Raw genomic sequence first — 22910 nt, 5'->3', positions numbered from 1 at the left:
GCGCCGCCGGGAACGTCGCCGCGAGTGTTACAAAGACACCCATCTCCGGTCCGCCGTCCGCGTGCAACGCGCCGTGGTTCGTCGATTCGCGGCTCGACTCACGCCTCGGCCCATGCCTCGGGTCCCTGCTTGGTCCGCGCCTCGGGACGTGCCTCGGGACGTGCCTCGGGACGTGCCTCGGGACGGTGGAGCGGGCGGCCGGCGGCGGATTGTGGGAGGCGGGATTGAGCCAGTGGCTGGTGCTCTCCGCGCGGGGGCTCTGCGGCGGCCTGTTCGTCATGGTCTTCGCGCTGATCGGAGAGCTCGTCACCCCGAAGCAGTTCGCCGGCGTCTTCTCCGCCGCTCCCGCCGTCGCACTCGCGGGAATGTCGCTCACCCTGCTGTTCCAGGGAGGCCCGCAGGTCACGGAGTCCGCGCTAGGGATGATCGCCGGGTCGGTCGCGATGGTCGCCTACTGCGCCTCGGCCGTACCCCTCGTCACCCGCCTGGGGGCGGTCGGCGGCACGATCGCCGCGCTCGGGGTCTGGGCGGTGGTGGCCGCAGCCGGCCGGGCGCTGATCGCAGTCGCCGGATGAACTCCTCCGGGAAGATCCGGATCCAGCCGTCAAGGCTGAAGAAGATCACCAAGCGGGACATGGCACTGCGGTTCGCCTTCGGAGCGGCGATCTCGGTGGTGGCCGGGTTGATCGGGCACCACTGGGGAGAGGTGACGGGCGGGGTCCTCCTCGCCTTCCCCGCCATCCTCGCCGCGACGCTCACCCTGATCGAGCACGAGGAGCATGACCGGGTCCCCGCCGCTCAGGACGCGCGCGGCGCCGTCCTCGGCGCGGTCGGCATGACGGCGTATGCCACCTGCGTCTGGGCGCTGGCGACGCGGATCCCCACGCCGGCCGCGCTGCTGGCCGGGCTCGCGGTCTGGGCGGTCGTCTCCGCCGCACTGTACTTCCTGGTCTGGGGCCTGCGTCGCAACCGCCGAGGGCGCCACCGCCGCTGACCCGGCACGCGCACGAGTGACCGCGTCACAGCCCCCGGCCCATCACCGCCGCTCAGCCGCCTCAGCGCCCGACCGGTCGCATCACCGCCAGTCGAGTCGCGGCGGGGGCGGTCAGCCCCGAGACAGCCGCAGTCAGTCGTCGTGGACCTTCGCGGTCGGTACGGGGACCCCTCCCGGGCAGGTGATCTTCACGGTGACCTTGTCGGCCTCCGACTCGAACTCCACCTTGACCTCCCGGTCCGGCCCCCGGTCCACATCGTCGGCGGCGTACCCCTGGGCGGGGCTCCATGACAGGAGCGACGCCTGGTCGCGGTCACAGCTCACGACGAAGGAGCCACCGGGGACGGTGAACGCACGGGTGACACCACCCGTGGCGGCCGGGCTCGACGTCACGGGGGCCATGGGACTCCCGGTCGCGGACGGGCTGGGGGTCACGGGCGTCGTAGCACCCTCGGTCGGGGACGGGCTCGGCGTCACGGGACTCCCGGTCGCGGTGGTGACCGCGAGCGCCCGGTCGACGTCGGCCTGGCTCATGGGCGACACCACCTTCTGGGTCAGCCCCTCTCCGAGCAGGGAGATGGCCCATGTGCTGGTCACGGTGGCGACGGCGGCGGCGATCAGCCAGCCGAGGATCCCGAAAAGCGAGCGCCGGTTCACGTGGCCAGCCTGCCAGGCCCGACCTTAACGCTGCCCTAAATCTCTCCCAACCCGAGGCAGGCGAGGCGCCCGTCCCGCCATCTGCGGCCATGGCCGGACCGAGCCGCGCGTTCCCGCGTGAGTACGGCATACCGCCCGTCCCTGCCGGGGCCTGCGTCCGCCCCCGTGAAGAGCCGGGGCTTCCTCCCGCGCTGTGAAGAGCCGGGCTTCCTCCGCCCCGTGAAGGGCCGCGCCTGTATCCCTACAAAGGGCCGAGCCTGCTTCGGCCCCCCGAAGGTTCGTCGGAGGCCCTGCCCTGGTGCGCATCCGAGACCACCGCCTCCGAGACCACCGCCTCCGAGACCGCCACTGCCTCCGAGACCGCTACCTCCTCTGCGGCCGTGGCCACCTCGGACAGGGCGGCGACCGCTTCCTCGACGGACCCGCCGAGCCGGGCGACTTCGGTGAGGTAGGCGCGGGCATGCCCCCTGATCAGGTCAGCCCGCGCCGCCCGGGGCTCGGGTTGCGCCAGCACACGGGTGCCGCCACCGCGTTTCCCGCTGACGTATCCCGCCTGCTCCAGTTCCTTGTAGGCCCGGGCCACCGTGCCCGCCGCCAGACCCAGATCGGCGGCGAGCTGGCGCACCGGAGGCAGCCGGGTCCCCACGCCCAACACGCCGCACCTGATCAGCTCCGCGAGCTGCGACCGGATCTGCTCGTACGGCGGAGAGGGACTGGTGACATCGACCTCGATCACGAGGCCCTGATCCGCGGCCGGGACAGCAGCTCGGCCAGATACCAGACGGCCGAGCCCGCGGCGAGGAGAGCCACCCCCAGGAGCGCGAACGCTCCGGGTGCGGCCCAGCCGGCGAGGTCGCTCTGCCGGAAGAGGGCACCCGCGGCGACGACGGCGACCCCGGTCAGCGGCAGGGCCACGCACAGGCCATAGGCCGCGGTGACCACACGAGCCGAATGGGCACGCTGCGCGTCGTCCACGGCTCTCGCCGCCGGGTCGAGGCCCGGGCGACCACGCTGGACGACACGGTGTGTCACCAGCGCGGAAAGCAGGAAGGCGACCGCGAGCACGGCCAGCATCGGCCACGCGTAGAACCAGCCGGGCCATGGACCGGTCGCGCTGCGCACCGCGCCGTCGGGGCTGCTCATGGCGAGCACCCGCCCTGAACGCCCCAGGTCGTCGGCGCTCGCCGTGGCTGAGGTGACGGACAGCAGCACCACGGCGACCAGGGAGAGCGCGGCCGCCAGCGGCGCCGAGAACCTCGGCAGGTAGTCGCGAGCCCTCCTGATCTCCAATGACGCACCGCGGATCGGCCCGTGGGGCCGTGGCACGGCGAGCTCACCCGCCAGCGTGCCCATGAGGAGACCGATCCCCAGGACGGGGGCGGCCAGCATGGCTCCCCGGCCAAGGCCGTCCCAGGTCAGGGCGAGCCAGGAGGCCGCGATGCCGACCACCAGCCCGGCCAGCCGCGACCACAGGCGCCGTCCCGTGGTGGCGCGCAGCACGGGCAGATGCCCGCCAGCCGGCACCCGCACCTCACGGTTCAGCGACATCAGCACCGCGAGAAGCACGGCGACCAGCACCAGCACGACCGCGAGGGCGTGAGGGATCACAGCGGCCACACCATCTCCTTTGTATCAAGCAAGTGACACAAAGAAGAGTGCCCGATCCCGCCACTTGTCGCAACCCCTTGATACAAACTCGCGTCTTCCCATCGTGTCGCATCGTGTCGCCGGCATCCGCGTCGCCGCCAGAAGTCGTCGGGATGCGCTCCGGGGCCGGAATCCGCGGGACTCGGCCATGGCGGCCCGGGGCTTCGGAGAAGCCCCGGGCCGGCGCCGACGGGTCGCGAGCGTCGCCGGCGAAGGTGACGGCCTGTCCGCCCTCCTGATGCCACCAGCGCGCGATCGCGTCCCACGACCACTCGCCGTGCACGTGGCCGCCCTGGGGAAGCACGGTCTGCCTCTCTCCTGATGCGACGATCCGACGCGCGCCGCTAACGGTTGCCTAAATCTCACTCAACGCGAGGAGGAAAAGGACAGATCTACCATCAGGGTGCGGTTAGCGTGTTCACCGTGGCGCAACTCCTGCTGGTGGAGGACGATCCTGCCGTCCGGTCCGCCCTGATGCGAACCCTCACCGAGCGCGGCCACGCGATGACCTCCGCCTCCACCGGGTTGGCCGGCCTGCGCATGGCCATGGACGACCGCCCCGACCTCGTCGTCCTCGACCTCGGCCTGCCCGACGTGGACGGCTATGAGATCATCCGCATGCTGCGCGCGGTGAGCTCGGTGCCGCTGATCGTCGCCACCGCGCGCGACGACGAGTCGGAGATCGCCCGGGTGCTCGACGCCGGTGCCGACGACTATCTCGTCAAGCCGTTCGGCGCCGTACAGCTCGACGCGCGGATCCGGGCCGTGCTGCGCCGCCTGCAGGGCGGCGAGGACGACGGCATGCGGCCGCTGACCGTGGGCGAACTGCGCATCGACCCGCGCAGCCGCGAGGTGACGATGCGCGGCACGTCCCTGGATCTGCGGCCCAAGGAGTTCGACCTCCTCTGCTATCTGGCCGCGCGTCCCGGCCAGGTGGTCAGTAAGCGCGAGTTGCTCACCCAGGTCTGGCAGGTGCCGTACGGCGGGGCGGACAAGACCGTCGACGTCCACCTCTCGTGGCTGCGCAACAAGCTCGGCGAGTCCGCGCAGGAGCCCCGCTACATCCGCGCCGTCAGAGGTGTGGGCGTCAAGCTGGTGGACCCTGGCGTATGAGGCGGCGCCTGCTCGTCCTGGTGGCCTCCACCGTCTCCCTGGCCCTGGTCGCCTTCCTCGCCCCGCTCGCGTTCCTGGCCGGCGTGCTCGCCGCGGACCGGGCCACCGCCGACGCGCTCGTACGCGCCCAGTCGCTGGTGCCCGTGGTCTCGGCGGGCGGCCGGACCGGGCTCGAACTGGCATTGGAGCAGGCCAACAGCGCGGGCGGCTTCCCGCTCACGGTCTTCCTGCCCTCGGGTGGTGTGCTGGGGGCGCCCGCGGCCGAGTCGGACGCGGTCCGGCTCGCCTTCACCGGCCGCAGTCTTACCGCGAACGCCTCCGGAGGGCGGGAGATCCTCGTGGCCGTCCAGGGGACGTCGGCGCGCACGGCGGTCATCCGCACGTTCGTGTCCGACGAGGATCTGACCCGTGGCGTGGCCAGGGCGCGGGCGATCCTCGGGCTGCTCGGCCTCGGGCTGCTCCTGATCAGCCTGGTGGTCGCCGACCGCCTGGCCCGCTCGCAGGTCCGCCTCATCTCGGGGCTGGCGCGGGTTTCGCACCGGCTCGCCGCCGGTGAACTGTCCGCCCGCGCGCCCGCCGAGGGGCCGCGGGAGGTACGCGAGGTCGCCACCGCGCTGAATCATCTCGCGGGGCGCATCCTCGTGCTGCTCGCCCAGGAGCGCGAGGCGGTGGCCGATCTGTCCCACCGGCTGCGTACGCCGCTGACCGCGTTGCGGCTGGAGGCCGACGCCCTGCCGGAGAGCGAGCAGGCCACGCGGGTGTCGGCCGCGGTGGAGTCGATGGAGCGCATGGTCACCCAGGTGATCAAGGAGGCGCGGCGTTCGCGGCAGGACGCCACCGGCGAGTGTGACGCGGCGCTCGTCGTCGCGGAACGCCTGGACTACTGGGCGATGCTCGCCCGGGACCAGGACCGCCGGGTCACCCGCGACCTGGCGGGCTCCCCCGTCACCGTCGGGCTCACCGCCGAGGCCCTTGCCACCTGCGTGGACGCCCTCCTGGAGAACGTGTTCGCGCACACTCCCGAGGGCACGCCCTTCGCCGTCCGGCTCGACCGGCGTCCGGATGGCGGAGCCGTACTCGTGGTCGGCGACGAGGGGCCGGGCTTCGGCGGCGGCGACCCGGCGCGGCGCGGGGTGAGCGGCGGCGCCTCCACCGGCCTCGGGCTGGACATCACCCGGCGGGCCGCCGAACGGTCGGGCGGCTCGCTGGAGACGGCCGGAGGGCCGGACGGGGGCGCGTTCGTCATCGTGGAACTCGGGCCTCCGCCGAATTAACTCCTCGTTAGGGTTCCGGAAGCTCGCCGCTATGACCGATCAGGAGAACCTTCGGGTGTCAGCAAGGACACCGAACGCACCGGAGGTCAGAATGCGCAAGCTCACGATCATCGCCGGACTCGCCGCGGCGGCCGCCATCACCGCCGGCGGGACCGCCGCCTTCGCCGCGGACCAGGCTTCCGCCCCCTCCGCCTCCCCGTCCGCGGCCAAGGCGCCCGCGGTCTCGAACGAGCAGGCGGTACGGGCGGCCCTCGCCAAGGTTCCCGGCGGCTGGGTCACCGCCACCGAGCTGGAGTGGGAGCACGGACGCCAGGTCTGGGACATCGAACTGCGGACCGCCAAGGGCGCCGCTCGGGAGATCACCGTCGACGCGGTGAAGGGGTCGGTCCTGAAGAACGAGGCCGACCACCATGACGACCGCGGCGACCACCACCAGCGTCACACCGGCACCGACGACAGCGGCCACGACGCCGGGGACGACGACTGACGTACCTTCCCCGCTTCTCCCCTCACGGCCGTACGGTCATCGCGGCCCTGGGGGGAGGACGCCGTCCACGAACATCCCCCGGACGGAGGGTGACGAGTGGACAAAAAGTGCTTGCCGGACAGATCCCCTCTTGTGATCGTAAGAGTGCACCAGCGAATCGACACTCCCCAAGCAGAGGGCGATCATGCGTAGGTTCCTCACCGCTGCCACATGTCTCGCGGCGGCGCTCCTCATGTCCCCCGTCCCGGCGCACGCCGTCACCGAGTCGTCCAAGGCGCACGCGTCCGCCGCTTCCTCCACGGTCGAGCGGCGGACGACCAAGGTCCGGGTGACCTACCCCTCGGCGATCAGGAGGGGCAGCCCCGTCCGCTTCACCTTCACGGTCACCCGTCCCGACCAGATCGACGACGAGGCGCTCGTCCTGGAGACGGACCTGCCGCACGGCATCGTGTCGAAGGTCAGGTTCGTGACCAAGCCCAGGGGCGCCAAGTGCGGCGCCCAGAAGCGGAACTCCGCGGGAAACTACGGGGTGTACTGCGTGGTCCGCTCGCTCGACTACACCAAGATCACCATGTCGTTCAACGTGTGGCTCAAGTCCAGCTACTACGGAAAGTTCCGCGCGTCGCACTACTGGGCGCCCGTGACGCTGGACTACGGCGGCAGCATCGGGGACTACCTCGACGAGATCACCAGGGACGACCTCATCGGCAGGGGCTGGGTCAAGGTCCGTTAGCAGATCCCCCGTGGCGCGCGGTCGTGGCGGCGAGGTCCGCGCCCGCGAAGGCGAGCTCGCCGTCCGGCCGCCCGGTGATCCCCGGCCCTCCAGGCGCTCCGCCCCCGTGAGCGTCACTCCGTGCCGAACTGGAGGTCCGATCCGGCGAGCTGCTCCTCCTCCGTCTCCTTCAGCCGCAGCGTCCTGTCCACGAGCTTGCCGAGCAGGTACGTGACGACGAAGGTGTAGAACATCACCGCGAGGATCGCCAGGACCTGCTTGCCGAGCAGCGCTCCCCCGCCGCCGTAGAACAGCCCAGCGCTGCCGAGAAAGCCGGTCGAGAAGAAGCCGAGCGCGAGCAGGCCCACGACGCCGCCCGCGCCGTGCACCCCGACCACGTCCAGCGTGTCGTCGTACCCGAGCACGAACTTCCACTGGACCGCGAACGAGCAGACCAGCGCGGCGAAGATGCCGATCGCGAAGGCGCCCTCGACGTTCACGTACGCGCACGAGGGCGTGATGGCGACCAGCCCGGCGACGGCGCCGGTGCCCGAGCCGAGCTTGCTGAGCCGCCGCTTCCTGAACCATTCGACCGCCATCCAGGTGAGCATCCCGGAGCAGCCGGCGATGAACGTGTTCGCGAAGGCGTTGACCGCGACCCTGCCGTCCGCCATCGCGGATCCGCCGTTGAATCCGAACCAGCCGAACCAGAGCAGGGCCAGGCCGATCATGACCATCGGGATGTTGCTGGGCTCCGGCGGCTCCCTGCGCCGGTAGCGGATGCCCGGCCCAAGTGCGATCGCCAGCGCGAGCCCGGCCATCCCCGAGTTCAGCTCGACCACCAGCCCTCCGGCGAAGTCGAGCGTCCCCATCTTGTTGATCCAGCCCGTACGGTCGAACACCCAGTGCGCCACCGGCGAGTAGACGACGGTCGACCACAACAGGGAGAAGACCATCCACGGACCGACGCGGATGCGCCCGGCGACCGAGCCGCTGATCAGCGCCACCGTGATGATCGCGAACGTGAGCTGGAAGAGCGCGAAGGCGTACGTCGGGACCCTGCCGGTGAGGTCCGTCGGCAGGACGTCCGCGAAGCGGAAGTCACCCCAGCCGATCAGGCCGAGCCCGCCGGCGTCCTTGCCGAACGCGAGGCCGTAGCCGTAGCCGAACCAGATGATCGTCACGATGCTGATCGAGACGAAGCTCATGAAGACCATGCTGAATACGTTCTTCGCACGGACCATTCCGCCGTAGAAGAACGCCAGGCCCGGGGTCATGAGCAGCACCATCGCGGTGCTCACGAGCACCCAGGCGGAGTCGCCCGTGTTGAGTCCGATCGGCATCACGGAACCTCGCTTAACGGAGCAGGATCACCTTCTGTTCCTTCCTCGTCCACGAATCGGCGAGGCGCGGGTAAGGCAAAGTCTTCCTCCGTAGCCGGTCCCTTCATCGCCCAGGGACGCGTCCGGCGGCGGCCGCGCGGAAATAAGCCGGCGAGAAGCACGCCCTCACCACGGCATGTCCTCGTCCCGGGAGAGGCCACTCCTTGACACCCGCGACCCCGCACCCGCTCGCCGAAGCCATGCGACGCCCGCCGCTGGTCGCGCTGCTTCCCGTGATCAGGGGTGTCGGTCAGGTCGACTTCATGGCCAGCTACTGGACCGGCGTCCTCTTCATCGTCGCCCTGTTCGTCGGCGGCTGGCAGTACGGGATGTTCGGCCTGCTCGGCTCGGGGGTGGCCACACTCACCGCGTACGTGTTCGGCGCCGCGCCGGATCGGATCCGGCTCGGGCTGGAAGGCTTCCCCGGCACGCTCATCGGCGTGGCCTTCGTCCTGTACTTCGGGACGAGCTGGGTGACCATGCTGTTGACCATCGGCGGGTGCATCGGCGGAAGCGTGCTCACGTCGGCGCTGAACAGCGTGCTGACGCCGTACAACCTGCCGACCCTCACCGCGCCGTTCTGCGTGATCACCACCGTCATGCTGCTCGCCGCCTTCTCCTTCCAGTACGTGGCGCGGGGCAGGATCGGACCGGCGCCGCCGTCCGCCGCGCACGGCCCCGTCACGCTGTCCTGGAACGACGTCTGGCAGGGCATGTTCCGGGGGATCGGCCAGATCTTCTTCCAGGACAAGTGGTACGTCGGCCTCATCTTCCTGGTCGGGCTGCTGGTGGCGAGCCGGGTCGCCGCGGCCGCCGCGGTCCTCTCCAGCCTGCTCGGCATGTTCGTCGCCTGGGCCCTGGGCGCGCCCGCCGCCCACGTCGCCGCCGGACTGTACGGCTACAACGCCGTCCTGACGGCGATGGCGCTCTGCGGCGTCTTCGTCGCCCTGTCGCCGCTCGGCGTCCTGTACGCCGTGATCGGCGCGACCTCGGCCACCGCCCTGACCGCGGCCATCACCAACTTCTTCATGCCGTTCGGCGGCCACACGCTCACCTGGCCGTTCGTCCTCGTCACCTGGGTGTTCCTCGCCGCCGTACCGGTGCTGTCCCGGCTCCGCCGGACATGACCCGGGCCGGGTGGAGGAACCGCGCAAGAAAGGGAAACCCATGAACCTCACACCGCGCGAAATCGACAAGCTGCTGATCTACGTCGTGGCCGACCTGGCCGCCAAGCGCAGGGAACGCGGGCTGAAGCTGAACTACAGCGAGACGGTGGCGCTGGTCAGCGCGGCGATCCTGGAGGCCGCGCGCGACGGCAAGAGCGTCGCCGACTGCATGGAGCTGGGCAAGCACGTGGTCGGCCCCGAGGATGTGATGGACGGCGTGCGCGAGATGCTCCCGCTCATGCAGATCGAGACGACCTTCCCGGACGGCACCAAGCTGGTCTCCTGCCACGACCCCGTCGGCGGCTGAGCGTGTCGGCGGTCCGGACCCGGGCGGCGACCGAGGACGCGGCGGAGACGGCGGCGGTGAGGGTGACGCGCGAGGTCGTGCTCGTGGGAGGGCACGAGAGCGGGTACGGCAGCGCACTGCGCGGGCTCTGCCGGGAGACCGTCACCGGAGTCGGCTCGGGGCTGCACACGCTGACCCGCCGGCCGGCCGTCGTCGTCCCGATGACCCTGGGACGGGACGCCGGGCTCGTCGACGACGTCGCGCAGGTGCTTCGCTGGAACAGCCGTGGCCGCGAGCCGGGTGAGCTGCTGCTGGCGCCCGCCCTCGCCACGGCGGATCACCTGGTCGGGTGGATCCGGGCCGCGGCCGGGCGGGTCGCCGTACCGGAGCCGGAGGAGCGGGCGATCCTGGTCGCCGCGCCGGCGGCGTCCGCCGCGGAGGACGCCGAGCTGTTCCGGGTGGCCCGGCTCGCCCGGCAGCACAGCGGGTGTCGCTGGGTCGAGGTCGCGCTGATCGGCGGGGATCCGGACGTGGCGGAGGGCGTGACCCGATGCCGACTGCTCGGCGCCCGGCACGTGGTCGTCGTCCCGGCCTCGTTCGTCGAGCCCGTCGTACCCGAGGGCGCGACCGGGTCGGGCCCGCTGCTCTCCCCCGTCGCCCTGGAGGAACTGGTCGGGCGGCGGGTCGCCGCCGCCGAGCACCGATGGGCCGAGCATCGCGACGACGGCCTCGCCGCCGCGCCGTCCGGCCGGCACGAGCACCACCACCACGACCGCAACCACGGCCACTGAGAGGGAGCCATGGCGACCAAAGCACGAGCCGACGCGCACGAGCGCCTGCCGCACGGCGAGAGATACCTGTACGGCGACGAGCCCATCGAGATCAACGTGGGCCGCAGGAAGACGACGCTGACCGTGCGGAACACCGGGGACCGGGCCGTCCAGGTCTGCTCGCACTATCACTTCTTCGAGGCCAACCGGGCGCTCGCCTTCGACCGGGACGCGGCCTTCGGCATGCGCCTGGACATCCCGGCGGGCACCGCGGTCCGCCTCGAACCGGGCGACACGCGTGAGGTGCCCCTCGTCGAGTACGGCGGCGGCCTGCGCCTGGTGGGCTTCAGCGGCCTGGTCAACGGGTCCATCCGCTCGGGGCGGACCCACGCCGTCGCCCTGATGAAGCTGCGGGCCTTCGGCTTCACCGACACCGGAGAGGTCATGCAGCCGGTCACGGCGGCGCAGGCCGAGAAGCCGGGAAAGCCGGCGAAGGCCGAGAAGCCCGCCAAACCCGCCAAGGCGGCCAAGCCCGCGAAGGCGGCCGAGACACCCGAGAAACCGAAGAGGGCGGCCAAGCCCCGGACCACCAAGAAGGGAGAGTCCTGATGACCACCATGAGCCGCCGGCAGTACGCCGACATGTTCGGCCCCACGGTCGGCGACCGGTTCCGGCTCGCGGACACCAACCTCGTCGTCGAGGTGGAGAAGGACCACAACGCCGGTTGCTACGGCGACGAGGCCGTGTACGGCGGCGGCAAGACCGTCCGCGACGGCATGGCCGCAGACCCCGCCTCGACCAACTCGACCGTCGCCCTCGACATGGTGATCACCAACGTGGTGGTCATCGACCCGATCCTCGGCGTGGTCAAGGGGGACATCGGCATCAAGGACGGCCTGATCGCCGGGATCGGCAAGTCGGGGAACCCGCACACCCAGAACGGCGTGGACCGGCGGCTCATCATCGGGCCGGGCACCGAGGTACTCTCCGGCGAGCACATGATCGCCACAGCGGGCGCGATCGACCCGCACGTCCACCTGCTCTCCCCGCTGCAGGTCGAGGCCGCGCTCAGCAACGGCATCACCACGCTGATCGCCGGCGGCGTCGGCCCCTCAGACGGCAGCCGGGGCACCACCTGCACGCCGGGCCCGTGGGCCATCGGCGCCATGCTCCAGTCGTTCGAGTCGCTGCCGATCAACATCGGCCTGATGGGCAAGGGCAACAGCAGCCTCCCCGGACCGCTCACGGAGCAGATCCTCGCCGGGGCGTGCGCGCTGAAGGTCCACGAGGACTGGGGGACGACGCCCGCCGTCATCGACACCTCCCTGCGCGTCGCCGACGAGTACGACATCCAGATCGCGATCCACACCGACAGCCTCAACGAGAGCGGCTTCGTCGAGGACTCGATCGACGCATTCAACGGGCGGGCGATCCACACGTTCCACAGCGAGGGCGCGGGCGGCGGGCACGCCCCCGACCTGCTCCGCGTCACCGGTGAGCCGAACGTGCTGCCCTCGTCGACCAATCCGACGCTGCCCTACACGGTGAACTCGGTCGACGAACTGCTCGACATGGTGATGGTCTGCCACCACCTCAGCCACGACGTGCCGGAGGACGTGGCCTTCGCCGACAGCCGCGTACGCGCCGAGACGATCGCCGCCGAGACCGTGATGCACGACCTGGGCGTGATCAGCATGGTCTCGTCCGACTCCCAGGCGATGGGCCGGATCGGCGAGACCTTCACCCGGGCGTTCCAGGTCGCCCACCTCTGCAAGGAGCGGCGCGGCAGGCTGCCGGAGGACTCCGAGCGCAACGACAACTTCCGGGTGCTGCGCTACCTGGCGAAGCTCACCATCAACCCGGCCCGTACCACGGGCGTGGCGGACGCGATCGGTTCCCTGGAGGACGGCAAGATCGCCGACATCGTGATCTGGCCGATGACGTCCTTCGCCGCCAAGCCGTACATCGTGATCAAGGGTGGGATGATCATCTGGTCCCAGATGGGCGACCCGAACGCCTCACTGCCCACTCCGCAGCCGGTCTACTTCCGGCCCACGTTCGCGGCCTTCGGCCGGGCCCTGCCGAAGACGAACGTCACCTTCATGTCGCAGGCGGCCATCGCGGCGGGCGTCCCGGAGAAGCTGGGCCTGCAGCGCATCATCCGCCCCGTCCGGAACACCCGCGCGGTCACCAAGCAGCACATGATCCGCAACAACGCCCTGCCGGAGATCCGGGTGGATCCGGAGACGTACAAGGTCACGGTGGACGGAGAGCACGCCACGATCGAGCCGGCCCGGTCGCTGCCGCTCACCCAGCTGTTCTTCCTGGCGTGAGCGTGCGAACGGACCCGGGGCCGCTGCTGGCCCAGCTCCAGCTGACCGACTCGGCGTTCCCGAGCGGCCGGTACACGCTGTCGTACGGCCTGGAGGGGTTCGTTCAGGAAGGTCCGGTGGACGTCACCGCCTACCTGGTGGACCTGCTCTGCCACTCGGCCGGGCCGGGCGACGGCAGGGCGCTGGTCCTCGCGCACCGGGCCGTCACCGCCGGCGACTGGGACGCGCTGGTCGCGGCCGACCGGCGGCTGCACGCGGTCAAGCTCAACCGCGAGATCCGCGCGGCCGCCACCAGGACCGGGCGGCAGGTGCTCGACACTGCCTGCCTGGTCTTCGGCGGGCCGGTGCCCGACCGGCTGTCGGATCTGGTCCGCGCGAAGGCCACGCCGGGCAACCACGCGGTCGTGGTCGGCGCGCTGCACGCCGCTTCCGGGGTGGGCGTCGAGAACGCCGTCACCGGTGACCTCTTCTCGTTCGCGTCCGGCGTGGCGAGCGCCGCCGTACGGCTCGGGCGGATCGACTTCCGCCGGGCCCAGTCGATCCTGTACAGCGTGCGGGACGAGATCGGGCACGCGGCGCGGGTGGCCCTCGCCGCCCGCGTTCCGCGCGACATCCACAGCTCCACCCCGGCCGCCGACGCCGCGTCCGCCGCGCACGAGCGGGCGGCGGCCCGCCTGTTCACCACCTGACCGGCTCGTTCACCACCCGGCACGCACGAACAAGGAAGACTCCATGCAGAACGTGTTCAAGGTAGGCATCGGCGGGCCGGTGGGCTCCGGCAAGACCGCCCTGATCGAGGCGCTGGTGCCGATCCTGATCGAGCGGGGCCACCGGCCCGGCGTCATCACCAACGACATCTACACCCAGGAGGACGCCCAGCACGTCCGCCGGGTGCTCGCCGGGATCCTCGCCCCCGAGCGGGTCGTCGGCGTGGAGACCGGCGCCTGCCCGCACACGGCGGTGCGCGACGACCCGACGATGAACCTCGCCGCCGGCGCCGAGTTGCTCGACCGTTTCCCCGACATCGACGTGCTCCTGTACGAGAGCGGCGGCGACAACCTGACGCTGACGTTCAGCCCGGCGCTCACCGATGTCTTCGTCTTCGTGCTGGACACGGCCGAGGGCGACAAGATGCCGCGCAAGCGCGGCCCCGGCATCACCGACTCGGACCTGCTCGTCATCAACAAGATCGACATCGCGAAGTACGTGCGGGCGGACCTGGCGGTCATGGAGGGGGCGGCGCACGACGTGCGCGGCGAGCGGCCGGTCATCCTGACCGACTGCCTGACCGGGACCGGTGTACCGGAGGTCGCCGACTTCGTCGAGGAGCGCATGGCGGTGGCGTGTTCACCGGCACGGTAGAGAGCCCGGACCACACACCCCCGGCGGACCCCGTGGACCCGGCGGACCGCGTGGACCCGGCGGACCCCGTGGACCCGGCGGATCCCGTGGATCGGCTGGCTCCCGAGTGGTACACGGTCTCCGGGATCCCGGAGGCCGTCACGCGGTACGCGCAGGTCCCCGACACCCTGCCGGTGGGAAGTCCCGGCAAGGTGGGCGTGCTCGATCTGGCGTTCACCCGGTCCGTACGGCGTACCGAGCTGTCCGGGCACTTCCAGAAATCACCGCTGCAGATCATGCGGCCGCACTATTACGACCCGCTGCGACCGGACATGGCGTACGTCCTGCTGCTGTCGTCCGGCGGGGGGATCCTGCAGGGCGACCGCTACCGGACGGACGTCGTGTGCGGCCCGGGGACGGCCGTCCACCTGACCACCCAGGCCGCCACCAAGATCTACCGGATGGAGCAGGACTACGCCACGCAGCTCGTCCGCCTCACCGCCGGTCCGGACAGCTATCTGGAGTACCTGCCCGACGCGACCATTCCGTACGTGGACTCCCGCTACTACCAGCGGATCGAGGTCACGGCCGACCCGTCGGCCACGGTCGTGATCGGCGAGACGCTGCTCGCGGGCCGCCTGGCGCACGGCGAGCGGCACGCGTACGCGGCCTTCTGCGGCGACCTGGAGGTGGCCGGGCCGGACGGTGAGCCGATCTTCGCCGACACCGTACGGCTGGTGCCCGGCGACGCCGGGGTGACCGGGCCCGCCGTGTTCGGCGGCTCCGGGGTGATGGCCTCGCTGTTCGTCGTGACCGGAGCGGTCCCGGCGTCCGAGGTGGCCGACACGCTGCACCACGCCCTCGCCCCGCTGATCACGCGGACCGGCCTGAACGGCACGGGCGGCGCGGGCGGCGCGGGCGGCGCGGGCGGCATGGGTGAAGGTGGCGCCGGCACCGGATTGCGCGGCGGCGCCAGCGTGCTGCCCGGGGAGCGCGGCGCCTGGATCCGCGTCCTGGGGCAGGAGTCACCGCAGGTCAACCACGCGCTGCGCGCCGCGTGGGACGCCGCACGCCGGCTCATCATCGGCGTGCCCGCGCCCGAGCCCCGAAAGCACTGAGCGGCGCACTTCGGCCGCTTGCGTGTCCGGCACCGCACGCATACCCGACAATGACCTGAGCCGCCTACAGTCTGAGGAGAGCCGTGAACCCCAGAGACAACCTCGACGTCGCCACGAGTGCCAGGGAGATGGCGGACAACGCGCCGCCCGGATCGCTGCACCAGGCGGCGGCAACGTCGGTGGCGATCAGCTGCGCCACCGCGCGCGACATCGACCAGGCCCGCGTCGCGCTCGACGGCATCACGCCCGACGAGGTGCGGCAGGCCGCGATCGAGATCTTCGACCGGCTGGCGGCGAGCGACGCGCCGGGTGACGAGCCGGACGACGACGCGGGCGCTTCAGCGCCGTAACGTGTCCAGGAGGGACGCCAGGATCTCCTCGGCGTGGGTCCACAGCAGCGATCCGCCCGCCTCGGGCAGCAGGTGCCTGCGCGAGGCGGGGACCCGGCGCGACATCTCCGCTCCGTGGTCCGGCGAGTGGACGGTGCTGGTGTCGTGCCCGCCGTACCAGAGGTCCACCGGAACGGCGATCAGTGCAGGGTCGAACGGCCAGCGGCCGAAGGCCAGCACGAGGTCGCGGACGTAGCCCGCCGGTCCCTGCCTGAAGCCCTCCTCCAGCGCCGTGCGGTAGGCCGCCGCGAAGGCCGGTTCGGTGTACACGGCGAGATCGGCGTCGGAGCTCGTCCCGATGACCAGCCGCCACATCATCTCCGCGTCGGCGTCCTGGGCGAACGTCGCCTCGAACCCCTCCGGATCGGCGGCCACGGCGTGGAGCAGGCCCGCCACACCCGGGTCGAGCAGTTCGGCGAAGGCCGGATGGGTGAGGTCGTCCTGCCCCGAGACCACGGCCACGGCCTTGGGGAGGCCCGCCGCCGCGCAGGCCAGCGCGAACGGCGCGCCCTGGGAGAAGCCGACGATCCCGAAATCCGGGAGGTCCAGCCGCTCGGCCAGGTGCGCGACGTCGGAGGCCCAGTCGTCCAGCGTCCGGCCCGGACGGGGGCCGGAGGCGCCGAGCCCCGGACGGTCCACCGCGATCAGCCGTACTCCGAGCCGGCCGAGCACGTCGGCGCCGAATCCGAGGCTCCGCCCCATCGCCGCGCCGGAGAAGAACAGCACCGGAGTCCCGTCCGGCGCTCCCCACCGCGCCCACCCCAGCGTCCGTCCATCGGGCAGGTCCGTCGCGCCGAGCAGGTCCGGCGGGCACACTCCATGACTCACGACGCGCCATCGTAGGTCTTCGGAGCCGCCCGCCCAACCGGTTTTCCCGCCCGCGGCAGGCGTCCGCGCACCGCGCCGGGACAGCGCCGGAACAGCGTCAGGACAGCGTCAGAAGACGCGGCGCAGGATCCGGGCGGCGGTACGGGTGAGCGTCTCGACCTGCCTCGCGTCGTAGCCGGCGTCTCCTCCCGCGAGGACGACGCGGGGCGCCACCCGGGGATAGGCGAGGATGAGCCCCTCGGCGACGACCACCCCGCGCGGCCCGCCGGGGGTGAAGAGCCTGCCGCCGTGCACCGCGAGCAGCGGCCGGACGGTCACCTCCACGCCCGACTCGCGGGACAGCAACTCCGACATGGTGGCCGCGGCGTCGGTCAGCCCCTTGGCCACCGAGCTTCCCGACTTCTCCTCGAAGAAGAGCTTGTCGCCGTATCGGGCGATGTAGACGTCGGGACCCCATGCCTCGTTGTCCACGAGCCACACCCCGCCCGGCCCGATCACGAGGTGGTCGATCGACGTCTCACCGGGTACGGCACGGCCGTCCAGCACGTTGTAGCCGCGCCGGCGCAGACCGCGGCGGAGGAGCTTGCCGGTGCGCACCTCGCCGCGGCGCTTGCCCCTCCATACGGCGGTCGACTCGTGGTCCCACCAGACGAGGAACAGGTCGCCTCCGGCGGCGACGGCGGCGCCGAGCGGGGCCATCAGGACCGGGGAGAGCGCGAACCGCATCGCCAGCAGAAGCCCGGCCACGGCGCCGACGCCGGCGATCCAGCGGCGCCGCCGTACCCGGGAGGGACGCGCCTCGATCCAGAACTGCTCGTACCACCACTGAGGGGAACTTCCCTGGAACTTCTCATCCTGCTCGACATAGATCGATTTTCCGGGCACCAGGCACCCCCGAAGGTGAGGTGGGAGAAATGCGCTTGATCACGCAATACCCGGTAGATCTCCGGCGATTGAGCCAGGTTAGTGAATTAAACCGGCAAAGCCACACGCACTATGTCGTATCCCTCAACAGCGGACACATCGCTCAGCGCAACATCATCGGCACCGCCTGACACGGACCGCGGCTCAGCGGCCCGCGCCGCCCATCACCAACTCCCCCCTGCCCGGTCACCGGACCGCTCACCGGCCCGGTCACCGGGCCGCCATGACGAGCTCGACGAGATCGGCGACCGCGCCGTCCGCGCAGGCGCCCACCACGACACCGGCCGCCGCGCGGACGTCCGGATGGCCGTCCCCGACCGCGGCGCCCAGTCCGGCCGCCGCGATCATGTCCAGGTCGTTGGGGTTGTCGCCGATGGCCGCGATCTGCTCCATCGGCACCCCGCGCGACGCGGCGAGCTCGCGCAGCGCGGTGCCCTTCGTCGCCCCCTCGGGCAGCACCTCGAGGTAGGTCGCCTCGGACCGCAGGACGACCGTCCCCGGCAGCTCGACCTCGACCGGGGCGGCGCCGATCAGCATGCACTTGGTGATCTCACCGGGCGGCAGCGCCGCCCAGTCACCGGGGTCGCGCAGCGCGACCCCGTCCCGCCGCGCGTAGTCCCGCAGCTCGGGCACGTCGTGCACGGCCAGCGCCTCGCCTCCGGTGAACGCCACGGGGTAGACACCCTCGGGAAGCTCGTCGAACATGCCGATCAGGGACTTCCACGCGTCCACCGGCAGGGCGCGCGACCGCAGCACGGCCCCCGAGCCGAGATCCACGGTCCGCGCCCCGTTGTAGAGGATCGCCGGGCTGGTCAGTCCCAGCTCCTCGACGTAGCGGCGGGCCGACGACTCCATCCGGCCGGTGGCGACGATCACCTCGCCGCCCGCCGCCATGAACCGGCGCAGCGCGTCCCCGCTCTCGGGGACCATGGCCAGGTCGCGCCCGACGAGGGTGCCGTCCAGGTCGGTGACGATCCAGCGGATCACGAGGCCCTCCTCGTGGAGACCTCCGCCATCACGGAACCCGCGAGGTCGAACCCGCCCACGCAGGCGAGGTAGCCGCCGGAAACGAAGACGCTGCCGGACAGCGGGATGAACACGCCTCCGGCCCGCTCGACCAGGAGCGAGCCCGCGGCCACGTCCCAGGCGTTGACGTGCGTGCCGTAGGCCACGTCGGACCAGCCGGCGGCGACATGGGCGAGCTTCAGCGCGGCGCTCCCCGGGCGGCGGGTGGTCGCGAACGCGTCGACCATCCGGGCGAAGCGGTGCAGGGCGGCGTCGCCCTCGGCGGCGAGGTCGCGCGGGGTGGGGAAGCTCGACAGCAGCACCGCCTCGCGGTCGGTGCGCGCGCCCCTGCTGCGGATCGCCTCGCCGTTGCAGAACGCGCCTTCGAGGGAGGCGGTGAACTCGTCGCCGCTCACCGGGTCGTAGATGGTGCCCGCCACCACCTCGTCGCCGACCACCGCCCCGATGGACGTGCAGAAGAACGGCAGGCCGGCGGCGAAGTTCGCGGTGCCGTCGATGGGGTCGACGTACCAGCGGATGGTGCCCTCCCCGTGGGTGCCGCCCTCCTCCCCCACGATGACGCTGTCCGGGCACAGCCGGGTCAGGACCTCGCGGATGCGCTCCTCCGCCGCCTTGTCGTGCTCGGTGACCGGGTCGTGGAAGTCGCGCTTCGTCTGTACGGCGGGGCGGGACCTGAACGCCTTCCTGAGCTGGTCACCGACCGACCTGGCCGCCTCCACCGCGATGGCGGCCAGGTCACGCGAGATGCTCAGATCCATGTCTCCTCCAGGAGTTCCAGCAGGCCGCGCGGGTCCTCGACGATCGCCTGAGGGCGCTGCCGTACCTTGTAGGGAATCTTGTCCGTGCTCCGGGACGCCATGAGCACGGTGGCTCCGACCGTGGCGCGGGCGCCGCAGACCACGTCCCTGTCGTAGTTGTCGCCGACGTACCAGACCTCCGCGGGGTCCACGCCCAGGGCCCGGCAGGCGATCCAGATCATCTCCGGGTTGGGTTTGCGCACACCGACCTCGTCGCTGTAGACCTGCACCGCCACCTGGCGGTCGAGGCCGGTCGCGGCCATGTAGTCGCGGTGCACGGCCCCGCACAGGGCGTTGCTCACCACGCCGGGCACGACGCCGTTGGCCCAGCAGGCGGCCAGCAGCTCCTCCATCACGGGACGCGTCTTGCGGTCGCTGCGCAGCTCGCCCATCCGCCGGCAGAGCGGCGTCGCCTCGGCCGTCACCAGGGAACGCGCCTGGACGGGCCAGTCCCCGGCGACGAAGTCGGCCCAGTACCGGCGGTGCGTCATCTCCTCCGGGTCGAACTGCCGCGAGGTGGAGTCCTTCCAGTACTTGTCGGCACGGGCGGCCGCCTGGATGTCGCTCTCGACGTCCTCGACGCCGAGCTCCTCGAAGCCCGCCCGGGTCAGCATGCCGTGTACCTCGGCGGCGAGCTCCGCCGCCCACTCCGGTCGCCTCGCGGTCTCGACGATCACGCCGCCGAAGTCCAGGAGCAGCGCCTTCGGCCGGATCACGCGGCCACCCCCGCCTCGTCCCAGGCGGCGATCCGGGCGCCGTCCGCGTCGAACAGGTGCATCCGCTCGGTCCAGCAGGTCACCGTGTCCCCGGGCGCGGAGTCGACCGGCGTGTAGGAGACGGCGTACAGGTCCGTGTCCAGGATGCGGAGCCGTACGGTCCAGGACGACCCGGCGGGGAGCACGGCCTCGACCGTCGCCTCCTCGTGCCAGGCTCCCGCCGGAGGCGGGCCGAACCGGAGCGCCTCGGGCCGGATGCCGACCGCGGCGGGGACGCACTCCGCCCGCGCGGCGACATGCCGGAGCAGCGAGCCGGCCAGCCCGCCCGGCTCGGGGCCGGTGTCCACGATGGCCATGGGAGGGCTGCCGACGAACTCGGCGACGAACCGGTTGGCCGGCCGGTCGTACATGTCCATCGGAGCGGCGAGCTGCTGCAGCTCGCCCTGGTTCATGACCGCGATGTCCGTCGCCATCGTCAGCGCCTCGAGCTGGTCGTGGGTGACGAAGACGATGGTCGCGCCCGACTCCTCGTGGATGCGCTTGAGCTCGGCGCGCATCTCCAGCCGCAGCTGCGCGTCGAGGTTGGACAGCGGCTCGTCGAGCAGCAGCACCTCGGGGTTGATCGCCAGCATCCTGGCCAGCGCGACGCGTTGCTGCTGGCCGCCGGAGAGCTGGGAGGGATAGCGGTCCATCGCGGCGTCCACGTGGACCATCCGCAGCGCCTCCTCCGCCCTGGCCCGCCGCTCGGGGCCGGGCACCTTGCGCATGCGCAGCCCGAACTCGACGTTCTCGCGGATCGACAGGTGCGGCCAGAGGGCGTAGTTCTGGAAGACCAGCCCCATGCCGCGCTTCTCCGGCGGGACATAGCGGCCGTGCTCGACGGAGTCGAGGATCCGGTCGCCGACCGCGATGGTGCCGGCGGACGGCTGCTCCAGCCCGGCGATCATCCGCAGGGTGGTGGTCTTGCCGCAGCCGGAGGGACCGAGAAGGCACATGAAGGCGCCGTCCGGAATGGTCAGGTCGAGGTTCCTGACGGCGTAGTCGTGGCCGCCGTAGCTCTTGGCGACTCCGCTCAAAGTGATGTTCGGCATCTATCCTCCCAGGCCGGACGCCAGGCTGCTGTTGGTCAGCCGCTGGGTCAGGTAGGTCATGGTGAAGGACACCAAGGCGATCACGAGCACGACCGCGTTGGCGAGCTGGGTGTATCCGTAGTCCACGAGCCCGATGGAGAGGGTCGTGAGCAGCTGGGTCCCGGTGGTGGTCAGCATGATCACGATGCTGAGCTCCTTGAGACCGGAGACGAACGGCAGGATGATCCCGGTGACGAGGGCGCCCTTCTGGATCGGGAAGACGATCCTGCTCATGCGTTGCCACCAGGACGCGCCCGCGATCTGCGCGGCCTCCTCCGGCTCACGGCCGAGCTGCGTCATCGCCGCGATGCCCGAGCGTGAGCTGTACGGCAGGTGCGTCACCGCCATCACCAGGATCAGCAGGAACGTGGTGCCGTACAACGCGGGGATCGGTCCCCTGGCGACGGCGAACAGGGACAGCGAGGCCGCCGCGAACGCGATGCCGGGGATGAGGTAGGGAAGGAACGAGACCTGGCGGAGGAACGCGGCGACGCGCGGCGCCGTCCCGCGCACCACGACGTATCCGATCAGCAGGCCGAGGACGGCGCAGATGATCGAGGCGAGGCCGACGATGCGCAGCGAGTTCCAGGCCGCCGCCCACAGTTCGGATCCGCGGAACACGCCGTGCGGGAAGCCGACCGCGCCGGGCAGCTGCTCGGCCAGCCAGTAGTCCAGCGTGAACGTGGACAGGTCCAGCGGCGTGCGGGTGACCGTGGACAGCAGCAGGGTGAGCACGGGGACCAGGACGCTCACCACGAAGACGACCACGCCGAGCGCGAACGCGGGCCAGCGCCAGCGGCGCAGGTCGCTCAGCCGGTCCATCGCGCCCTTGCCGCCCACGGTGACGAACCGGCGGTGCTCGCGCATCATCCGGGTGTCGGCCAGGACGATCAGAATGCCGATGGCGACGATCACCATCGCGATCACCGAGGCCACGCCGGTGCTGCGGTCCCTGATCGACTGGAACAGCCCGGTGGACAACACCCGGTAGTCCGCCGGCAGTCCCAGCACGTACGGCGTGCCGAACGTGCCGAGCACCCGGCCGATGACCAGCAGCACCGCGGACGAGAGCGCGGGGAGCATCAGCGGCACCACGATCCGCCGGATGACGGTCCGCTGCGGGGCGCCGAGGATGCGGGCCGAGTCCTCCAGCTGGACGTCGATGCGGCGCAGCGCGTTGCCGACCAGGAGCAGCACGAACGGGTAGTAGTGCAGCCCCAGGGTGACGATGATCGGCAGCGGGCCGTAGGCGAGCCAGTCGGGCGTCCTGATGCCCACGGACTGCAGGATCCCGACCTGGCCGGCGGCGCGCTCGTTCTTGAACAGCGTCAGCCAGGCCAGGGAGAACGTCCACGACGGCAGCATGTACGGCACCACGAGCGCGCCGGCCAGCCACTTGCGGCCCGGCACGTTCGTCCTGGTCACGAGCCAGGCCATGCCTCCGCCGACGATGAGCGCGAACAACGTGGTCCCGACGGCGACCACCAGCGTGTTGAGCAGCGGCTCCCAGAACAGCAGGCCGCTGATCTGCGAGCGGAACACCCGCCAGAGGTAGTAGCCGGTCCATTCTCCGGGGCGCTGACCGGCGTGGATCTCGTCGCCGTACTGCAGCCGGGCCGAGTCGGAGAGCACCGCGACCAGCGGCGCCACGACGAGGTAGCCGAGGACGACGACCAGGATCAGGCCGAGCGCGGCGGTCGGATCATGGCGCAGAACCTGGAGCCGGTACAGCAGCCTGCGCCGTCCTGGTGGGGGTGGCGGTGCTTCCGCCTTGGTGAGAACTGCCATGGGGATTTCCTTCGGGGGGATGGTTCCACTTC

26 protein-coding genes are annotated in these 22910 nt (G+C 71.4%); 15 read left to right on the top strand and 11 right to left on the bottom strand.

Translation table 11 applies throughout. From position 1 onward, the window contains the following. Positions 1 to 224 precede the first annotated feature (224 nt). Positions 225 to 575, top strand: coding sequence for a DUF3147 family protein (locus tag AB0I59_RS28935; protein WP_063818842.1), 351 nt, complete (start codon positions 225 to 227; stop codon positions 573 to 575). Continuing rightward, positions 572 to 994 carry a DUF3147 family protein gene (locus AB0I59_RS28930; protein ID WP_358137917.1) on the top strand — a complete coding sequence of 141 codons (423 nt, stop codon included), beginning with the start codon at positions 572 to 574 and terminating at the stop codon, positions 992 to 994. Before AB0I59_RS28935 ends, AB0I59_RS28930 begins: the two co-directional genes overlap by 4 nt. A 132-nt stretch (positions 995 to 1126) precedes the next feature. Here AB0I59_RS28930 and AB0I59_RS28925 read toward each other — a convergent pair whose 3' ends face one another. From AB0I59_RS28925 to AB0I59_RS28915, 3 genes are all read right to left on the bottom strand, one after another. Continuing rightward, positions 1127 to 1651 carry a hypothetical protein gene (locus AB0I59_RS28925; RefSeq protein WP_358137915.1) on the bottom strand — a complete coding sequence of 175 codons (525 nt, stop codon included), beginning with the start codon at positions 1649 to 1651 and terminating at the stop codon, positions 1127 to 1129. 241 nt (positions 1652 to 1892) lie between these two features. After that, positions 1893 to 2387: a GntR family transcriptional regulator gene (locus AB0I59_RS28920; protein WP_358137912.1), complete on the bottom strand. Its 495-nt coding sequence runs from the start codon at positions 2385 to 2387 to the stop codon at positions 1893 to 1895. Continuing rightward, entirely contained in the window at positions 2384 to 3268 is an 885-nt protein-coding gene (locus tag AB0I59_RS28915) for a hypothetical protein (RefSeq protein WP_358137909.1), read from the bottom strand. The genes AB0I59_RS28920 and AB0I59_RS28915 overlap by 4 nt, the downstream gene beginning before the upstream one ends. Positions 3269 to 3721: 453 nt before the next feature. Here AB0I59_RS28915 and AB0I59_RS28910 point away from each other — a divergent pair, with 453 nt between their 5' ends. The 4 genes from AB0I59_RS28910 (at position 3722) to AB0I59_RS28895 (ending at position 6905) form a co-directional block, all read left to right on the top strand. Beyond that, positions 3722 to 4411, top strand: coding sequence for a response regulator transcription factor (locus AB0I59_RS28910; RefSeq protein WP_061257958.1), 690 nt, complete (start codon positions 3722 to 3724; stop codon positions 4409 to 4411). Further along, complete coding sequence (locus AB0I59_RS28905; RefSeq protein WP_061257901.1) at positions 4408 to 5685, top strand: sensor histidine kinase; 1278 nt, start codon at positions 4408 to 4410, stop codon at positions 5683 to 5685. Before AB0I59_RS28910 ends, AB0I59_RS28905 begins: the two co-directional genes overlap by 4 nt. A gap of 91 nt (positions 5686 to 5776) precedes the next feature. Then, positions 5777 to 6172 (top strand): PepSY domain-containing protein, encoded by a 396-nt coding sequence (locus AB0I59_RS28900; RefSeq protein ID WP_061257900.1) that lies wholly within the window; start codon positions 5777 to 5779, stop codon positions 6170 to 6172. 184 nt (positions 6173 to 6356) lie between these two features. Next, positions 6357 to 6905, top strand: a complete 549-nt coding sequence (locus AB0I59_RS28895; RefSeq protein WP_061257899.1) for a hypothetical protein — start codon at positions 6357 to 6359, stop codon at positions 6903 to 6905. A gap of 113 nt (positions 6906 to 7018) precedes the next feature. On the opposite strand, the gene AB0I59_RS28890 is transcribed toward AB0I59_RS28895, so the two are convergent. Further along, positions 7019 to 8227, bottom strand: coding sequence for an ammonium transporter (locus AB0I59_RS28890; protein ID WP_061257898.1), 1209 nt, complete (start codon positions 8225 to 8227; stop codon positions 7019 to 7021). A gap of 203 nt (positions 8228 to 8430) precedes the next feature. On the opposite strand from AB0I59_RS28890, the gene AB0I59_RS28885 reads away from it, so the two are divergent. The 9 genes from AB0I59_RS28885 (at position 8431) to AB0I59_RS28845 (ending at position 15630) form a co-directional block, all read left to right on the top strand. Continuing rightward, complete coding sequence (locus tag AB0I59_RS28885; RefSeq protein ID WP_358137905.1) at positions 8431 to 9393, top strand: urea transporter; 963 nt, start codon at positions 8431 to 8433, stop codon at positions 9391 to 9393. A 40-nt stretch (positions 9394 to 9433) separates the two neighbouring features. Beyond that, a complete protein-coding gene (locus AB0I59_RS28880; protein WP_061257897.1) occupies positions 9434 to 9739 on the top strand; it encodes an urease subunit gamma in 306 nt (101 codons plus the stop codon). 2 nt (positions 9740 to 9741) lie between these two features. Then, positions 9742 to 10509, top strand: a complete 768-nt coding sequence (locus AB0I59_RS28875; RefSeq protein WP_061257896.1) for a sirohydrochlorin chelatase family protein — start codon at positions 9742 to 9744, stop codon at positions 10507 to 10509. A 9-nt stretch (positions 10510 to 10518) separates the two neighbouring features. Next, a complete protein-coding gene (locus tag AB0I59_RS42160) occupies positions 10519 to 11097 on the top strand; it encodes an urease subunit beta (RefSeq protein WP_082777132.1) in 579 nt (192 codons plus the stop codon). After that, positions 11097 to 12821 (top strand): urease subunit alpha, encoded by a 1725-nt coding sequence (gene ureC / locus AB0I59_RS28865; RefSeq protein ID WP_061257895.1) that lies wholly within the window; start codon positions 11097 to 11099, stop codon positions 12819 to 12821. Before AB0I59_RS42160 ends, ureC begins: the two co-directional genes overlap by 1 nt. After that, on the top strand, positions 12818 to 13510 hold the full coding sequence (locus AB0I59_RS28860; protein ID WP_358137901.1) for an urease accessory protein UreF: 693 nt from the start codon (positions 12818 to 12820) through the stop codon (positions 13508 to 13510). The genes ureC and AB0I59_RS28860 overlap by 4 nt, the downstream gene beginning before the upstream one ends. A 43-nt stretch (positions 13511 to 13553) precedes the next feature. Beyond that, positions 13554 to 14183 (top strand): urease accessory protein UreG, encoded by a 630-nt coding sequence (gene ureG / locus AB0I59_RS28855; protein ID WP_061257893.1) that lies wholly within the window; start codon positions 13554 to 13556, stop codon positions 14181 to 14183. Further along, positions 14165 to 15280 carry an urease accessory protein UreD gene (locus AB0I59_RS28850; RefSeq protein WP_358137897.1) on the top strand — a complete coding sequence of 372 codons (1116 nt, stop codon included), beginning with the start codon at positions 14165 to 14167 and terminating at the stop codon, positions 15278 to 15280. The genes ureG and AB0I59_RS28850 overlap by 19 nt, the downstream gene beginning before the upstream one ends. Positions 15281 to 15363: 83 nt before the next feature. Next, entirely contained in the window at positions 15364 to 15630 is a 267-nt protein-coding gene (locus tag AB0I59_RS28845; RefSeq protein WP_061257892.1) for a hypothetical protein, read from the top strand. On the opposite strand, the gene AB0I59_RS28840 is transcribed toward AB0I59_RS28845, so the two are convergent. The 7 genes from AB0I59_RS28840 to AB0I59_RS28810 all read right to left on the bottom strand — a co-directional run bounded on the left by AB0I59_RS28840 (position 15619) and on the right by AB0I59_RS28810 (position 22878). Continuing rightward, the gene (locus AB0I59_RS28840; RefSeq protein WP_358137894.1) at positions 15619 to 16497 is read right to left on the bottom strand and encodes an alpha/beta fold hydrolase; all 879 of its coding nucleotides are present in this window, start codon (positions 16495 to 16497) and stop codon (positions 15619 to 15621) included. The two genes, AB0I59_RS28845 and AB0I59_RS28840, sit on opposite strands and share 12 nt — an antisense overlap. A 108-nt stretch (positions 16498 to 16605) precedes the next feature. Further along, the gene (locus AB0I59_RS28835; protein ID WP_061257890.1) at positions 16606 to 17382 is read right to left on the bottom strand and encodes a nuclease-related domain-containing protein; all 777 of its coding nucleotides are present in this window, start codon (positions 17380 to 17382) and stop codon (positions 16606 to 16608) included. Positions 17383 to 17631: 249 nt separating this feature from the next. Further along, positions 17632 to 18408 carry an HAD family hydrolase gene (locus AB0I59_RS28830; protein WP_061257889.1) on the bottom strand — a complete coding sequence of 259 codons (777 nt, stop codon included), beginning with the start codon at positions 18406 to 18408 and terminating at the stop codon, positions 17632 to 17634. Continuing rightward, complete coding sequence (locus tag AB0I59_RS28825; RefSeq protein WP_358137890.1) at positions 18405 to 19205, bottom strand: inositol monophosphatase family protein; 801 nt, start codon at positions 19203 to 19205, stop codon at positions 18405 to 18407. The genes AB0I59_RS28830 and AB0I59_RS28825 overlap by 4 nt, the downstream gene beginning before the upstream one ends. After that, the gene (locus tag AB0I59_RS28820) at positions 19196 to 19960 is read right to left on the bottom strand and encodes an HAD family hydrolase (protein WP_061257887.1); all 765 of its coding nucleotides are present in this window, start codon (positions 19958 to 19960) and stop codon (positions 19196 to 19198) included. The genes AB0I59_RS28825 and AB0I59_RS28820 overlap by 10 nt, the downstream gene beginning before the upstream one ends. Next, a complete protein-coding gene (locus AB0I59_RS28815) occupies positions 19957 to 21051 on the bottom strand; it encodes an ABC transporter ATP-binding protein (protein ID WP_061257886.1) in 1095 nt (364 codons plus the stop codon). Before AB0I59_RS28815 ends, AB0I59_RS28820 begins: the two co-directional genes overlap by 4 nt. Beyond that, positions 21052 to 22878 (bottom strand): ABC transporter permease, encoded by a 1827-nt coding sequence (locus AB0I59_RS28810; RefSeq protein ID WP_358137887.1) that lies wholly within the window; start codon positions 22876 to 22878, stop codon positions 21052 to 21054. Positions 22879 to 22910 lie beyond the last annotated feature (32 nt).

The organism is Microtetraspora glauca, assembly GCF_040656155.1.
GTDB lineage: Bacteria > Actinomycetota > Actinomycetes > Streptosporangiales > Streptosporangiaceae > Microtetraspora > Microtetraspora glauca.
The sequence above is the reverse complement of the archived record's forward strand: the minus strand, read 5'-3'. Positions and strand labels throughout refer to the sequence as shown.